The following is a 14274-nucleotide window of genomic DNA, read 5'->3' on the forward strand; positions in this document are numbered from 1 at the left end:
TTCGCTCTGTAAAATCGCACCAGTTTGGTGCCAAAGCGTTTAATTTTATAAACTTTGTAACCATTTTGTCATCACTTCAGATATCCGACCTATGACTGATTTGCCGCATACCGACTTCACCCAACGCTTCATCTTCGACGACAGCGACGCTCGCGGCGAACTGGTGTCGCTGGAACTCAGCTATGCCGAAGTCCTTGCCAAACACGCCTATCCAGAGCCGGTCGCGCAATTGCTCGGCGAGCTGATGGCCGCGGCGGCGCTGCTGGTGGGTACCATGAAATTCGACGGTTTGCTGATCCTGCAGGCCCGCTCCGAGGGCCCGATTCCGCTGCTGATGATCGAGTGTTCCAGCGAGCGCGATATTCGTGGTCTGGCCCGCTACGAGGCCGAGCTGATCGCCCCGGACGCGAGCTTGTCCGACCTGATGCCCAACGGCGTATTGGCGCTCACCGTCGACCCGACTGAAGGCCAGCGTTACCAGGGGATTGTCGACCTTCACGGTAAAACCCTGTCGGAATGCTTCACTAACTATTTCGTGATGTCGCAGCAAGTGGGCACCAAGTTCTGGCTCAACGCGGACGGCAAGCGCGCCCGCGGCATGCTGTTGCAGCAACTGCCGGCCGATCGCATCAAGGACGAAGACGAACGCGCGGAAAGCTGGCGCCACACCATCGCCCTGGCCGACACGTTGAAAGCCGAAGAATTGCTGGGCCTGGACAACGAAACCATCCTGCATCGCCTCTACCATGAGGAGGAAGTGCGGTTGTTCGATGCACAAAGCCTGCGCTTCCATTGCAGTTGCTCCCGCGAGCGTTCGGGCAATGCGCTGGTCAGCCTTGGCCTGCACGACGCGCAAAATCTTGCGGCGGAGCATGGCGGCAAGGTCGAGATCGATTGCCAGTTCTGTAACCAGCGCTACCTGTTCGATGCTGCCGATATCGCCCAATTGTTTGCTGGTGCAGGCGTCGACACCCCTTCCGGTACCCGCCACTAAAACGTTTAAGTACAGGTAAATCACCTGTGAATCGCCGGATTAGCGCTGTTCTGACGGGAGGGCCCTACTCTTTTTGGGCTTTTCTGGCATAATCCGGCCCACTTTTTTCGCGGTAGTAGTGCGCGACTTTCTACTACAAAACGTTTGGAGCACTCGGCCATAGGCCGACGGGGAACCTCATGACGCAAGCCAACAACGCCGTATACACCGATCTGAGTGTTGACGATCTGGTTAAAGAAGCCCTGAAGCGCGGTGAAGGCGTGCTTGCCGATACTGGTGCGCTGGTCGTAGAAACCGGGCACCGCACCGGCCGTTCGCCAGTCGATCGTTTCATCGTTGAAGAGCCTTCCACTCAGGACGCCATCGCCTGGGGCCCGATCAACCGCAAGTTCCCAGCCGACAAATTCGACGCTCTGTGGGCTCGCGTCGAGGCGTTCAACAACGCGCAAGAGCATTTCGTTTCCCACGTTCATGTAGGTGCTTCCGAAGCTCACTACCTGCCGGTGAAGATGACCACCCAGACTGCTTGGCAGAATCTGTTCGGTCGTTGCCTGTTCATTAACCCGGCGAAATACAACCCGGCGGGTCGCGACGAATGGCAAGTGCTCAACGTGGCCAACTTCGAGTGCGTGCCGGAGCGCGACGGCACTAACTCCGACGGTTGCGTGATCCTCAACTTCGCCCAGAAAAAAGTGCTGATCGCGGGCATGCGTTACGCCGGCGAAATGAAGAAAGCCATGTTCTCGGTGCAGAACTTCCTGCTGCCGGCCGCCGATGTACTACCGATGCACTGCGCCGCCAACATCGGCGAAGCAGGCGACGTGACCCTGTTCTTCGGCCTGTCGGGCACTGGCAAAACCACCCTGTCCGCCGACGAAAGCCGTTACCTGATCGGTGACGACGAACACGGCTGGGGCGAGGGTGTAGTGTTCAACATCGAAGGCGGTTGCTATGCCAAGTGCATCGACCTGTCCGAGAAGAACGAGCCTGTCATCTGGAAAGCTATCAAGCACGGTGCTGTGTTGGAAAACGTGGTGATCGACGATGCCAAGCACGCCGACTACACCAACGTGAGCCTGACCCAGAACAGCCGCGCTGCTTACCCGTTGGAGCACGTTGCCAAGCGTTCCGAGAAGAACCTGGGCGGCGAGCCTAACGCGGTGATCTTCCTGACCTGCGACCTGACTGGCGTACTGCCGCCCGTGTCGATCCTCAGCGAAGAACAAGCGGCCTATCACTTCCTGTCCGGCTACACCGCGCTGGTGGGCTCCACCGAAATGGGTTCGGGCAGCGGCATCAAGTCCACCTTTTCCACCTGCTTCGGTGCGCCGTTCTTCCCACGTCCGGCCGGCGAATACGCAGAGCTGTTGATCAAGCGTATCCGCGGTTTCGGCTCCAAGGTCTACCTGGTCAACACCGGCTGGACCGGCGGCGGCTACGGCGTCGGCAAGCGCTTCAACATCCCGACCACTCGCGGCGTGATCGCAGCGATCCAGAGCGGCGCGTTGGTCGGTGCTGAAACCGAACATCTCGACACCATCAACCTCGACGTGCCATTGGCCGTACCGGGCGTTGAAACCGGCCTGTTGAACCCACGTAACACCTGGGCTGACAAAGCCGCTTACGATGAAGCAGCGAAGGCGCTGGCTGGTCTGTTCATCGAGAACTTCAAGAAGTTTGAAGTGAGCGACGCGATCAAGGCTGCGGGTCCGAAGTTGTAAAATTCGGAAACTGTGAAAAAGCCGCCCCTTGTGGGCGGCTTTTTTATGGGCGTCAGGCTGGCGAAGATACCCATGTGGGAAGGCTCAGTATTTTTGCGCTCAGCTCAGATTTTCCAGTGTTTGCGTGTCCCAACTGTGGGTTTTGATGGCCAGGTAGAGCATACCGATAGTCAGCGGGACCTTGTCGCCATGCCCTTTGCTGCGACGTTTGAGGAACACGTCAAAGACCGGCGGGTTGAAGTAGCGATAAGTGTCGTAGTCGCCCAGGTCGAGGGCAAACTCCTGCTCCAGTGTTTCCATAAGCTGCTTGGCTTCACTGCCGTCACAGCCCAAGTCGAAATTAAGTGAGGTTTGCAGGCGGATGGTCTTGTGTTTAGGCAGACCGATTTCTTCGTGCAGCAATTGCAAGAGTTGCTGCATAACGGGGTCTTCGGGGAAGTTGGGGGCGAGGTTCATGGTGGGGGCTGTGGTTAAGTGATGGCTGGTTTTTGCCTTGCAATAAAGATTTTGGGTGCTCAATAACCCGATACCGATCACAAAGGCCACGACTGGCAAGCTTTCTAAGTGAGCCTCTCTGATCCAAGAGGTGGCATAGAAAAGAAGTGCTGGCCCAGTTACCAAAAGGTAGAGTCCAAACCACTTTCTGAGTGCTGGTAGCTTTATTGTTCTGTCGACGAGTGCGGCCAGTATGAGCAGGAGCAGCAGATTGGTCCACTGGGTGTAATCGCTCATCGTATCAGCCCCCCTGGAACTGTCGGACCATAGCCGACAGTGAACGCTGAGGGCTGATTCCGCCGCTGACCTGCGCGTCCAGGCCTATAACTACGTCGCCGGCGTGATAGCTGCGAATGATGCCTTTCACTGTCAGGGTGGCGGTCGCGCCAACAATGCCTCCGATAGGTCGAGATACCAGGCTGATAGGTGCAGCCAGAGCGCCTCCAATCAATCCTGAGATGATGTCTGCTCGAGTGTTGAGCACGTCTGCCTGTTGCCGATTCAGAGGCTTTGAAATCGCGAGCTTCATTTTGCAAGGTAAGTCGCGGGCAAGCATTTTTTCGTAAAAATCCCTGATGTGGCTCCTCAGCTCGTTTGCGGTGTTTCCTGCTCCCAGTAGGCATAGGTTGCCCAAAGCATTCCGATTTTCAGGCACAACAGTGAAGCGCATCACTGTGAACGTGACGCCATAGTGGCCGATGTGTTGAGTCCTTTCGATGTTCACGGGGTTCTGCCGAGAAAGTAGAGACCGCGTTATTTTCATGCAGTTACGGCTAGCTTCTATAGAGGGGTAAGCGGGCGTTTGGAGCAGTTTGGGAAGGGGATGTCGTGGCGTTTGGTGATTTCCTACAACTGTTTCCGGCATTCGTGGCTAGGCAGCGACGCACCGGGTAGAACTGGTCAAATGTGGAAGCCGGGCTTGGCCGAGGCTCCGCTATCGCAGGGGTGGCTGTGCGTGGCGTGTAGCGTTGGGATTTCAAAGCGTTCCCACGTAGCGCTGATACATCGCTCAGCAATGGGTAGCGTCAGGCTGAAGCAGATACCCCTGTGAAAAGGCTCAGTGTTTTTGCGCTCAGCTCAGATTTTCCAGTGTTTGCGTGTCCCAACTGTGGGTTTTGATGGCCAGGTAGAGCATACCGATAGTTAGCGGGACCTTGTCGCCATGCCCTTTGCTGCGACGTTTGAGGAACACGTCAAAGACCGGCGGGTTGAAGTAGCGATAAGTGTCGTAGTCGCCCAGGTCGAGGGCAAACTCCTGCTCCAGTGCTTCCATAAGCTGTTTGGCTTCACTGCCGTCACAGCCCAAGTCGAAATTAAGTGAGGTTTGCAGGCGGATGGTCTTGTGTTTCGGCAGACCGATTTCTTCGTGCAGCAATTGCAAGAGTTGCTGCATAACGGCGTCTTCGGGGAAGTTGGGGGCGAGGTTCATGATGGGCGCACTCAAGAGTGGGTGAGGAGGATGGTTGCGTTGTAGGCGGTATTTGTTTCGAGTGATGAAGAGCGCTAAGCCCACCAAGAACACAAAGACAGGCAGGAACGGCATTCTGAGGATCACTGCTACGTAGGGTAGGAGGAACGTCAAAATAAGGCCTGTTATGAGGCAAGTGACAGCGAAGCGCTTTCTGAGCAGAGGGTCTGTTATGTGATAGTGCAGCACCCAATAGATAATGAGAAAAGAAGCGAATTGAAGATAAAGGGCCATGTTACTAAGACTCGTCCGAGTAGACATGCATTGAAAGTATTGACCGCTGAGGCCCTATGCCTCCTTTCACACTGGCATCCAGACCGATGATGATGTCTCCTGCGTGATATCTGCGAAGCTTGCCGGAAATCGAATCGCCAACGAAGCCCGCAGCGACTGTTGAAACCGCAACCCCCGGCGCTTTCACCGCACTGGAGAATATTTGTTTGATGAGCACGTTTTGGTCGTTTAGCCGATCGGCCTGACTCCGACTTAACGGAAAGGAAACCGCCACCGCCATATCGCATGGCAAGTCTCTGGCCAGCATTTTTTCGTACAACCTGCCTATCTGATCACGCACTTGCCGTGCTCGCGTTTTTGCTTCGCGCACACATAGATTGGCTAAAGCATTCCGATTTTCAGGCACAACAGTGAAGCGCATCACTGTGAACGTGACGCCATAGTGGCCGATGTGTTGAGTCCTTTCGATGTTCACGGGGTTCTGCCGAGAAAGTAGAGACCGCGTTATTTTCATGCAGTTACGGCTAGCTTCTATAGAGGGGTAAGCGGGCGTTTGGAGCAGTTTGGGAAGGGGATGTCGTGGCGTTTGGTGATTTCCTACAACTGTTTCCGGCATTCGTGGCTAGGCAGCGACGCACCGGATAGAACTGGTCAAATGTGGAAGCCGGGCTTGGCCACAATCACTGATCTACAGGTCTACTGATACACCGCTCAAAGATCGCCTCCAAGCCCCGATAGTCACACGCCACGGCATCAATATTCGCCGGTATCCATGCTGCCTGTTTCACCAGCCACCAATTCACCGAAAACCCCGCATTTACGATGATCTGTTCGAACAAAATTCGCTGCGCCCGGCCGTTGCCTTCGCGGAAAGGATGGATGACGTTGAGGTCGCCATAAGCTTCGGCGATTTGTGTCACCAGTTCGGCTTGGCTTGTGCCGACGAACCAGTTTGCCTCTTCCATATGCCGAATGATCTTTGCCGCTTCCGGCTGGATGCGTTCCGGGGTGCAGAACAGGGTGTCGCCTTTCTGGATGTTGACGCTGCGCAGTTCGCCGGCCCAGTCGTAAATGTCGCTGAACAGCGTGCGGTGGAGGTATTGCAGGCGTTCGAGGTCGTAGGGGGGAGGGAAGAGCGGAAGGTTGCTCACGGCAATTTCGGATAATTCCCGCTCGGCTTGGTGCAGTTTATGTTCATCGTGCAAATCGAGGCGATTGCGCAGGACGCTGCTACCGGGGTAGCAGTACGGGTCCTGGCCTACCCCGTATTTGTCGAGCATCAGCGTGGAGTGTTGCGGTACTTGGCAAGCACGGCTTCGCGGGTCGGCAGGGGTTTGTCGACGTCGGCCGGTTGGGTCTCGAACCCTTCCAGGCGCAGGCTGGCCAGGTAATTGGAACGGCGGATCTTATGGTAGTGATCCTGTTTCTGCTCAAAGGTCAGTTCGCTCATCGCAGCGTCCTCCTGGGTGGCAAGGCTTGATTGTAGCGCAATGCGTCAGCGGGAAGGCGGGATAAAAACCATGTCACATTTTGTATAAATACTCTGCCATCGAGCTGAATTCAGCGTATGTTTCACCGCAAAATCTTGTAGGGCGATTCCGCCCTCTAATTAAAGGGAGTTAAGCATGGGTTTGCTTCGTGTTGCTTCGGCGATGTCATTGTGTGCGGTAGCTTTTTCGATCCAGGCTGAGCAATTGCCGATCGAAGTGCTCAGTGCGGTGGTCAAGGACCAGAAAATCGCCGACGCCGAAGTATTGCTGCAGCGCAATGGCGCACAAAACGTGGTGGGCCGCACCAACGCCCAAGGCCAAGTGACGCTGACCAGCGAAGCCGCCGATGATGCGAGCAATCTGCTGATCATCAAAAAGCCTGGCTATTCCAACCTGGTGGTCAAGTGTCCCTGTGCGGGCATGACCTATGCGATCAGCCCGGTTATGGAGAATCTCGACGGCCTGCGTGTCGTGCTGACCTGGGGCAAGACGCCGGAAGATCTCGATTCCCACATGATCTTCCCGGGCAACAATATCTACTTCGAAAACAAGCAGGGTACCGACGCCGAGTTGGACGTGGACGACGTCGACAGTTATGGCCCGGAAACCATCACCCTGCAGAAAAAACACTACGGCGAAAGTTATGTATATGCCGTGCATGACTTCACCAACATTGCCAATCCGGGCTCGCGCCAGCTGTCCAACAGCGAAGCCAAGGTGTTTGTGTACATGGGCCAGTCCCTAGTGCGCACTTACTATGTGCCGAAGAACCGCAGCGGCAACCTGTGGACCGTGTTCCGCATGACCGGCAGCGGTGACTTCCAGGACATCAACACCTTCAGCGGTGTAAAGGTGGACGCCAAGGACGTGCTCGACGCAGTCAAACCGCTGCTGGATGACAGCGTCGCGGTAACGGCAGTAGCCGTTAGCTCCTCCGCACAAGCGGATGCGAAACGTCTGAACGTGCAAGGTGAAGCGGCCTACCAGGCCGGCAAACTGGATCAGGCCATCGAGTTGTTCCGTCAGGCCATCGACCTGGATAACAGCTTCGGTAAAGCCTACGGCAACCTGGGCTTGGCCTATCAGAAGGCCGGTAACACCGCCGAGTCGATCTGGGCCAACCGCAAGGCCATCGCCCTGGCCACTGGTGCGAACGCCGCGACTGTACGTGCCGGTGCTTACTACAACATCGCCCGGATCTACGAAGCGGCCGGGCAATTCTCTGACGCGTTGCGTCACTACCAGTTGGCCAAGGAACAGAAGGCTAACCCGGTGTATGACACGGCGATTGAGCGCGTGCAGAACCGCTGATTCAGCACTTAGCGCTGTTCTGAACAACTGTGGGAGGGGGCGGCCCTCCCACAGTTTTTTGTGGTGTTCCTACAACCACAGTCTCCCTTGTCGAATTTGGCCCAAGGCCATGGCTGCACCCTGTGTATCATCCTGTCTCGTTTTTCCATGCGATCTTTCTCGATTCGCTGAACCGGCTGAACTACGTTTTAAAGCCACCTTCAGCGGTCAATGGAGTGACAGCCTATGCACGACACCCTCCAGCAGGTTTTTGGTTATCCACAGTTTCGTACGGGCCAGGAAGACACCGTCAGAGCTGTGCTGGCCGGGCGTTCGGCCGCCGCCATTTTCCCGACCGGATCGGGTAAGTCTCTGTGTTACCAGCTGTCGGCGGTGTTGCTGCCACATTTGACGTTGGTGGTATCGCCGCTGCTGGCGCTGATGCAGGATCAATTGGGCTTCCTGCAGCGTCACGGTATTTCGGCGGGCAGTATCGATTCGGCGCAAAGCCGCGAGGACGCCAATGACGTGATGGCCCGGGCGCGTTCCGGCGAGTTGAAAATCCTGATGATTTCCGTGGAGCGCTTGAAGAACGAGCGTTTTCGCAACTTTCTGCAGAGCGTGCGGATATCGCTGCTAGTGGTGGATGAAGCCCACTGTATTTCCGAATGGGGCCACAACTTTCGTCCGGACTATCTGAAGCTGCCGGACTACCAGCGTCAGTTCAATATCCCACAGGCGCTTTTGCTGACGGCTACGGCGACGCCCGAGGTGATTGCCGATATGCAGACGAAGTTCGCCATCGCCGCGAACGATGTGGTCACCACCGGCTTCTACCGGCCCAACCTTAACCTGTTAGTGGAGCCGGTGAGCGGTGCAGACAAGCGTCGCAGGTTGATCCAGTGGATGAACGAGCGGGCCGGCCAGCCAAGTATCGTCTACGTCACCCTGCAGAAAACCGCCGAGCAGATTGCCGAACACCTGAACCGTCATGGCATCCAGGCCGAGGCTTATCACGCCGGTCTGCCCCACGATAAGCGCGAGGGCATTCAGCAGCGCTTCATGGAGGGGCGTTCCAATTGCATCGTGGCCACCATCGCGTTTGGTATGGGGATCGACAAAAGTGACATCCGCAATGTGGTGCACTTCGACCTGCCCAAATCCATTGAAAACTACAGCCAGGAAATCGGCCGCGCCGGTCGCGATGGCCGGCCGTCCGACTGTTTGGTGCTGGCCAATCGCGACAGCCTCAATGTGCTGGAAAACTTTGTATACGGCGATACGCCCGAACAGGAAGGCATCCTGCGGGTACTGGAGCAGTTGCAGGCAGCTCGGGGCGAAGGGCAGTGGGAGTTCCTGCTCAGGTCATTGGCGGATCACAGTAATATCCGCGAACTGCCACTCAAGACGCTGCTGGTGCAACTGGAGCTCAGGGGCGTAATCGCGCCGCGCTATGCGTTCTACGCCGAATACCGGTTTAAGTACCTGGTCGAGCCCGAGGCATTGTTGGCGCGGTTTTCCGGTGAACGGCAGCAGTTTGTAGCGGCGATCATTCAGGTGTGCAAGCGGGCAAAAACCTGGGCGACGGTAGATTTCGACGCGCTCCACCAGCAGCACAATGCCGTGCGCAGCCGTGTGGTGAAGGCCCTGGATTATTTTCAGGAGCAGGGTCTGATCGAGCTGGAAAGCAAGCAGATGACCGAAGTCTACAGCCTGCTGAATACCGAATTTGATCCACAGGCGCTGAGCCAGGAGTTATACACAGGCTTCAAGCAGCACGAGCTTGCGCAGGTGGCGCGGATTCACGCCATGCTGGAGCTGTTCGCCACCGAGCACTGCTTGGGGCAGCGACTGGCACGCTATTTCGGCGATGAAAACGCGCCTCAACGTTGCGGGCATTGTTCGGTCTGCCATGGCCAGGTGGCGCACCTGCCGCCGCCGCCGAGCTTGCCGGCGCTTGTGGATAAAAACTTTATGGGGCTGTGCGGTGATTTTATCCACAGGCATCATGAGCACACCGGTCACCTACCCGGCGCCGAGCGCCTGACGCGCTTCCTGGGCGGTATCAGCGTGCCGTTGTTCACCAAGTTGAAGGCACGAACTATTCCCGGTTTTGCCGCGTTGGAAGACTATCCCTATGCCGAGGTTCGCGCCTGGGCCCAGGCCCATTTGAACGAACTGTAACGCCCATTCGAAGAGAGGTGCCGATGCCTGACTCAATGCCGCAACGTGCTGATTACCGTCACTTCCAGCCGATCATTACGCGCTGGCACGACAACGATGTGTATGGCCATGTTAACAACGTCACCTATTACAGCTTCTTCGACACGGCGGTGAATACCTACCTGATCGACCAGGGCGGGCTGGATATACATGACGGCGAAGTGGTTGGGTTTGTGGTCAGTTCGTCGTGCGATTACTTTGCGTCGATCGCTTACCCTGAGCGCATTGAGATCGGCCTGCGCGTAGGCAAGCTGGGCAATAGCTCAGTGCAGTACGAGTTGGCGGTGTTTAAAGCAGACGAGGAGGATGCCTGTGCGGCGGGGCGTTTTGTGCATGTGTTTGTGGATCGGGGGACGAACCAGCCGGTGACGATTCCGGGAATGTTGCGCGATGCATTGCAGAGATTGGTGGTGTGACCGCAGCAACCCATGTGGGAGGAGGGCAAGCCTCCTGCCACATGGGGTTTTGCTGTGTTTTTAAGGAATCAACGGTGGCGGTAGTGGTGCTTGTTCTTGCGATGCCCGTAAGCATGGCCACGGCCTGGGTGATCGTCACGGTAGTAGCGACGGTCGTCGCGGCCACGATAATGACGGTCATCGTCATCGCTCTTATTGCCCATGTAATTGCCCAAGGCACCGCCGGCGCCACCGCCTGCTGCTGAGCCGATCAGCGCGCCGGTGCTGCCGCCGACACTGCGGCCTACCACGTTGCCGCCCGCGGCGCCCAATGCGCCGCCGATGGCTGCTTCGCCACGGCTACGCTTGTCGGCGCCGACCGCGCTACCGCCCGCGCCGCCCAGGGCTGCGCCGATCGTCGAACCGGTGTTGCCGCCCAACTGCTGGCCGACCACAGAACCTAGAACCCCGCCCAATGCGCCGCCCACACCGGCTTCGGTGGTGCCACCGGCCATGGCTGCGCCACTGACCAGGCCAAGGGACAACAAGAGAATCGAGGAGAACTTCATTCGGGAAACCTCAAGGGGATGACGGCGCGATCCTGAGGCTGTATTGACATTGTGACAATAGAAATCCGACCAGTAACACGAGTTGTACACAATTCTCTAAGTTACTGTTTTGAATAGGGAACTTAAGTGTTTTTTACGAGTCATTAGCTACTTCGGAACGGCCGCTTTTATGCAAAAGCGGCCTTTTTTTGTGTCCGAAATGATCGATCAGGCCGAGCGCGACATGATCAAACCGCTCTCGCTCGCCGCTTCCAGACGAATCGCTACAAATTTCGACGTTGGCGTATGGCTGCCATCGCCTGTGCTTTCGAGCGGCACCAGTGGGTTCACTTCCGGGTAATAAGCGGCTGCTTGCCCAGCTGGAATATCAAATGCCAGCAAGGTGAAGCCCTTTACACGACGCTCACGGCCGTCTTCCCACAGCGACACGATGTCAGCCTTCTGCCCTGGCTTGAAGCCCAGACGGATGATGTCGGCTTCGTTGACGAACAGCACGTCACGCTGACCTTTGACCCCACGGTAGCGGTCGTCCAGGCCATAGATCGTGGTGTTGTACTGATCGTGGGAGCGCATCGACTGCATGATCAGGTCCGGCACCCGGCCAGTGGCGTGGGTGCGCTCGTGGATCAGATCCTTGGGCAGCACGTTCGGGCGGAAGTTGGCGCGTGTCGACGGCGTGTTCCATTTGCGCGCACCGGCCGCATTGCCCAGGTAGAAGCCGCCCGGGTTTTTGATTTTTTCGTTGAAATCCTTAAAGCCTGGAATGGTGTCGGCAATTAGATCGCGGATGCGCCCGTAGTCGGCCACCAGCCAGTTCCAGTCCACCGGCTGGCTGCCCAGGGTCGCGGCGGCAACGCCGGCCAGAATCGCCGGCTCGGATTTCATCAGGCTCGACAGCGGCTGCAATTGACCATTGGAGCCGTGGACCATGCTGAACGAGTCCTCCACCGTCACCGCCTGCGGGCCTTCGGCCTGGATATCGATGTCGGTACGGCCCAGGCACGGCAGGATCAGGGCGTCTTTGCCGTGCATCAGATGGCTGCGGTTGAGCTTGGTGCTGATCTGCACGGTCAGGTCGCAGTTGCGCAACGCTTGGAAGGTGCGCGTGCTGTCCGGCGTGGCTTGGGCGAAGTTGCCGCCCAGGCCGATAAATACTTTGGAGCGTCCTTCGAGCATGGCGTGGATCGCTTCGACCACGTTGTGGCCATTGGTGCGCGGCACCTGAAACTGGAAGCGACGCTCAAGGGAATCAAGGAACGCAACCGGCGGGCGCTCGTTAATGCCCATGGTGCGGTCGCCCTGCACGTTGCTGTGGCCGCGTACCGGGCACAGCCCGGCGCCCGGGCGGCCGATATTGCCGCGCAGCAACATCAGGTTGGCGATTTCCTGGATGGTCGGCACCGAGTGGCGGTGCTGGGTGATACCCATCGCCCAGCACATGATCACGTTCTTGCCTTTGGCGTACATACGCGCCGCTTGCTCGATTTCAACCAGGCTCAGGCCTGACTGCTCGACGATCTCCTCCCAAGAGGTATCGTCGATCTGGCCCAGGTACTCCAGCACATTGGCGGTGTGTTCGTTGAGGAAGTCATGGTCGAACACCGTTTCGGTGCCTTCGGCCTGCGCCTGGCGTTCCCACAGCAACAGGAATTTGGCCATGCCGCGCAGGATCGCCATATCGCCGCCCAGCGCCGGGCGGAAGTACGCGGTGTTGGTCGGTTTGTCGCCGTTGGTGAGCATCTCCAGCGGGTGCTGCGGGTGCTGGAAGCGTTCCAGGCCGCGCTCCTTGAGCGGGTTGATGCACACCACCTGGGCGCCACGTTTGACCGCTTCGCGCAGGGGTTCGAGCATGCGCGGATGGTTGGTGCCAGGGTTTTGGCCCCACACGAAAATCGCGTCGGCGTGTTCGAAGTCATCAAAGGTCACGGTGCCTTTGCCGACCCCCACGCTTTGCGCCAGGGCCACGCCGCTGGCTTCGTGGCACATGTTCGAACAGTCCGGGAAGTTGTTGGTGCCATAGGCGCGTACAAACAATTGGTATAGGTACGCGGCTTCATTGCTGGCGCGGCCGGAGGTATAGAACTCGGCCATGTCCGGGCTGGGCAGGGCATTGAGGTGCTGGCCGATCAGGTCGAAGGCCGCTTCCCAACTGATGGATTTGTAACGGTCGGTTGCGGCGTCGTAGCGCATCGGCTCGGTCAGGCGGCCTTGGTATTCCAGCCAATAGTCACTTTGCTCCAGCAGCGACGTCACGCTGTGCTTGGCGAAAAACGCCGCATCCACCCGGCGCTTGGTGGCTTCCCAGTTGACGGCTTTGGCGCCGTTTTCGCAGAACTTGACCATGCCGCTTTCCGGCGAGTCGCCCCAAGCACAGCCTGGGCAGTCGAAGCCGCCGTTCTGGTTGGTCTTGAGCATCATGCGCAGGTTTTTCAGCGCGTTATCGCTGGTCAACCACGCCTGCGCCACACTGATCAGCGCGCCCCAGCCGCCTGCCGGGCCTTTGTATGGCTTATAGCGCGGTGTGGGGGTTTGGTCGGCTTGATGATGATTGCTCACGGCTGGTTCTCCATCGCAGGGCTGTAGACCCGCGGCGCACTTTTCTGCGGCAGGTGGATGAGATTGAGGTTGTGCCGACGGGCCCATTGCAAGGCCAGGCCGGTGGGCGACGACAGGCTGACCAGGGTCTGGATGCCCGCGCGCAGGACTTTCTGGATCAATTCGAGGCTGCAACGGCTGGTGACAATCGCCACGCCGCCGTCGGTTGGAATTTGTTGACGGACCAATGCACCGATCAACTTATCCAGAGCGTTGTGCCGGCCAATGTCTTCGCGGCCCAGCAACAATTCGCCCTGATTATTCATAAACACCGCCGCGTGCACCGCACCGCTGTGCTGGCCGAGGGGCTGGAACGCGCTGATGCGCTGGCGCAGGCCGTCGAGCCACTCAGCAGGCGGCAGGGGCGCGCCGGCCAGCACTTGCAGATCCGGCAGGGCCTGTTCCACGGCTTCTACGCCGCATAAGCCACAGCCGCTGGTGCCCGCTAACTGACGACGCTGCTGCTTGAGGTTCCAGAACGCGCGGCTGGAAATCTGTACCTGGGCGTATTGCGCAGAGCCCGAGCCGCTAAGCTTCAGGTCGTAGATATCGCTGATGTCGGCGATGATGCCGCTGCCCAGGCTGAAGCCGACGATAAAGTCTTCCAGATCCGTAGGCGTCACCAGCATCACCGCTTGGCTGATGTCGTTATAGGCGATCGCCAACGCCACTTCTTCGGCCAGCGCGGTGCTGGCGACGTCTGAGTGTTCGAGGGTGCAATACTGGTAGCTCTGGCTGGCGGCCGACGCGGGCGTTTGTGCAGCAGGCGCCGCGCAGGCTGGGCGCTGGGCGTTCATTTG

14 protein-coding genes are annotated in these 14274 nt (G+C 58.0%); 5 read left to right on the forward strand and 9 right to left on the reverse strand.

The window, feature by feature from the left end:
- The first annotated feature begins 91 nt into the window (after window positions 1–91).
- Together hslO and QRN41_RS16880 are read left to right on the forward strand one after the other, a co-directional pair.
- On the forward strand, window positions 92–994 hold the full coding sequence (gene hslO / locus QRN41_RS16875; RefSeq protein WP_285421858.1) for an Hsp33 family molecular chaperone HslO: 903 nt from the start codon (window positions 92–94) through the stop codon (window positions 992–994).
- 179 nt (window positions 995–1173) lie between these two features.
- A complete protein-coding gene (locus QRN41_RS16880) occupies window positions 1174–2715 on the forward strand; it encodes a phosphoenolpyruvate carboxykinase (protein WP_034095362.1) in 1542 nt (513 codons plus the stop codon).
- A gap of 99 nt (window positions 2716–2814) precedes the next feature.
- Here QRN41_RS16880 and QRN41_RS16885 read toward each other — a convergent pair whose 3' ends face one another.
- From QRN41_RS16885 to QRN41_RS16910, 6 genes are all read right to left on the reverse strand, one after another.
- The gene (locus tag QRN41_RS16885; protein ID WP_244192332.1) at window positions 2815–3447 is read right to left on the reverse strand and encodes a DUF1493 family protein; all 633 of its coding nucleotides are present in this window, start codon (window positions 3445–3447) and stop codon (window positions 2815–2817) included.
- Window positions 3448–3451: 4 nt separating this feature from the next.
- Window positions 3452–3934: a hypothetical protein gene (locus tag QRN41_RS16890; RefSeq protein WP_285421859.1), complete on the reverse strand. Its 483-nt coding sequence runs from the start codon at window positions 3932–3934 to the stop codon at window positions 3452–3454.
- 348 nt (window positions 3935–4282) lie between these two features.
- Window positions 4283–4639: a DUF1493 family protein gene (locus QRN41_RS16895; protein WP_285421860.1), complete on the reverse strand. Its 357-nt coding sequence runs from the start codon at window positions 4637–4639 to the stop codon at window positions 4283–4285.
- Between the two features lie 277 nt (window positions 4640–4916).
- A complete protein-coding gene (locus QRN41_RS16900; protein WP_094066169.1) occupies window positions 4917–5387 on the reverse strand; it encodes a hypothetical protein in 471 nt (156 codons plus the stop codon).
- 205 nt (window positions 5388–5592) lie between these two features.
- Window positions 5593–6192 carry a putative adenosine monophosphate-protein transferase Fic gene (locus QRN41_RS16905; protein WP_034136490.1) on the reverse strand — a complete coding sequence of 200 codons (600 nt, stop codon included), beginning with the start codon at window positions 6190–6192 and terminating at the stop codon, window positions 5593–5595.
- Window positions 6192–6362, reverse strand: coding sequence for a YhfG family protein (locus tag QRN41_RS16910; protein WP_080761377.1), 171 nt, complete (start codon window positions 6360–6362; stop codon window positions 6192–6194). Before QRN41_RS16910 ends, QRN41_RS16905 begins: the two co-directional genes overlap by 1 nt.
- A gap of 175 nt (window positions 6363–6537) precedes the next feature.
- Between QRN41_RS16910 and QRN41_RS16915 the strand changes: the two genes are divergently transcribed.
- From QRN41_RS16915 to QRN41_RS16925, 3 genes are all read left to right on the forward strand, one after another.
- Window positions 6538–7713: a tetratricopeptide repeat protein gene (locus QRN41_RS16915; RefSeq protein WP_213632844.1), complete on the forward strand. Its 1176-nt coding sequence runs from the start codon at window positions 6538–6540 to the stop codon at window positions 7711–7713.
- A 225-nt stretch (window positions 7714–7938) separates the two neighbouring features.
- Window positions 7939–9876, forward strand: coding sequence for a RecQ family ATP-dependent DNA helicase (locus QRN41_RS16920; RefSeq protein WP_285421861.1), 1938 nt, complete (start codon window positions 7939–7941; stop codon window positions 9874–9876).
- A gap of 23 nt (window positions 9877–9899) precedes the next feature.
- The gene (locus QRN41_RS16925) at window positions 9900–10331 is read left to right on the forward strand and encodes an acyl-CoA thioesterase (RefSeq protein ID WP_285421862.1); all 432 of its coding nucleotides are present in this window, start codon (window positions 9900–9902) and stop codon (window positions 10329–10331) included.
- Window positions 10332–10399: 68 nt separating this feature from the next.
- Here QRN41_RS16925 and QRN41_RS16930 read toward each other — a convergent pair whose 3' ends face one another.
- The 3 genes from QRN41_RS16930 to fdhD form a co-directional block, all read right to left on the reverse strand.
- Window positions 10400–10879, reverse strand: a complete 480-nt coding sequence (locus QRN41_RS16930; protein WP_034136493.1) for a glycine zipper domain-containing protein — start codon at window positions 10877–10879, stop codon at window positions 10400–10402.
- Between the two features lie 207 nt (window positions 10880–11086).
- Complete coding sequence (locus QRN41_RS16935) at window positions 11087–13435, reverse strand: FdhF/YdeP family oxidoreductase (protein ID WP_285421863.1); 2349 nt, start codon at window positions 13433–13435, stop codon at window positions 11087–11089.
- The gene (fdhD, locus tag QRN41_RS16940; protein ID WP_034136495.1) at window positions 13432–14271 is read right to left on the reverse strand and encodes a formate dehydrogenase accessory sulfurtransferase FdhD; all 840 of its coding nucleotides are present in this window, start codon (window positions 14269–14271) and stop codon (window positions 13432–13434) included. Before fdhD ends, QRN41_RS16935 begins: the two co-directional genes overlap by 4 nt.
- Between the last annotated feature and the right edge of the window lie 3 nt (window positions 14272–14274).

It is taken from the genome of Pseudomonas sp. efr-133-TYG-23 (assembly GCF_030209215.1).
GTDB lineage: Bacteria > Pseudomonadota > Gammaproteobacteria > Pseudomonadales > Pseudomonadaceae > Aquipseudomonas > Aquipseudomonas rhodesiae.

Coding starts and splice junctions, on each gene's coding strand:
- hslO (WP_285421858.1), top strand. CDS start 92: ATGACTGATTTGCCGCATACCGACTTCACCCAACGCTTCATCTTCGAC.
- QRN41_RS16880 (WP_034095362.1), top strand. CDS start 1,174: ATGACGCAAGCCAACAACGCCGTATACACCGATCTGAGTGTTGACGAT.
- QRN41_RS16885 (WP_244192332.1), bottom strand. CDS start 3,447: ATGAGCGATTACACCCAGTGGACCAATCTGCTGCTCCTGCTCATACTG.
- QRN41_RS16895 (WP_285421860.1), bottom strand. CDS start 4,639: ATGAACCTCGCCCCCAACTTCCCCGAAGACGCCGTTATGCAGCAACTC.
- QRN41_RS16905 (WP_034136490.1), bottom strand. CDS start 6,192: ATGCTCGACAAATACGGGGTAGGCCAGGACCCGTACTGCTACCCCGGT.
- QRN41_RS16910 (WP_080761377.1), bottom strand. CDS start 6,362: ATGAGCGAACTGACCTTTGAGCAGAAACAGGATCACTACCATAAGATC.
- QRN41_RS16915 (WP_213632844.1), top strand. CDS start 6,538: ATGGGTTTGCTTCGTGTTGCTTCGGCGATGTCATTGTGTGCGGTAGCT.
- QRN41_RS16920 (WP_285421861.1), top strand. CDS start 7,939: ATGCACGACACCCTCCAGCAGGTTTTTGGTTATCCACAGTTTCGTACG.
- QRN41_RS16925 (WP_285421862.1), top strand. CDS start 9,900: ATGCCTGACTCAATGCCGCAACGTGCTGATTACCGTCACTTCCAGCCG.
- QRN41_RS16930 (WP_034136493.1), bottom strand. CDS start 10,879: ATGAAGTTCTCCTCGATTCTCTTGTTGTCCCTTGGCCTGGTCAGTGGC.
- fdhD (WP_034136495.1), bottom strand. CDS start 14,271: ATGAACGCCCAGCGCCCAGCCTGCGCGGCGCCTGCTGCACAAACGCCC.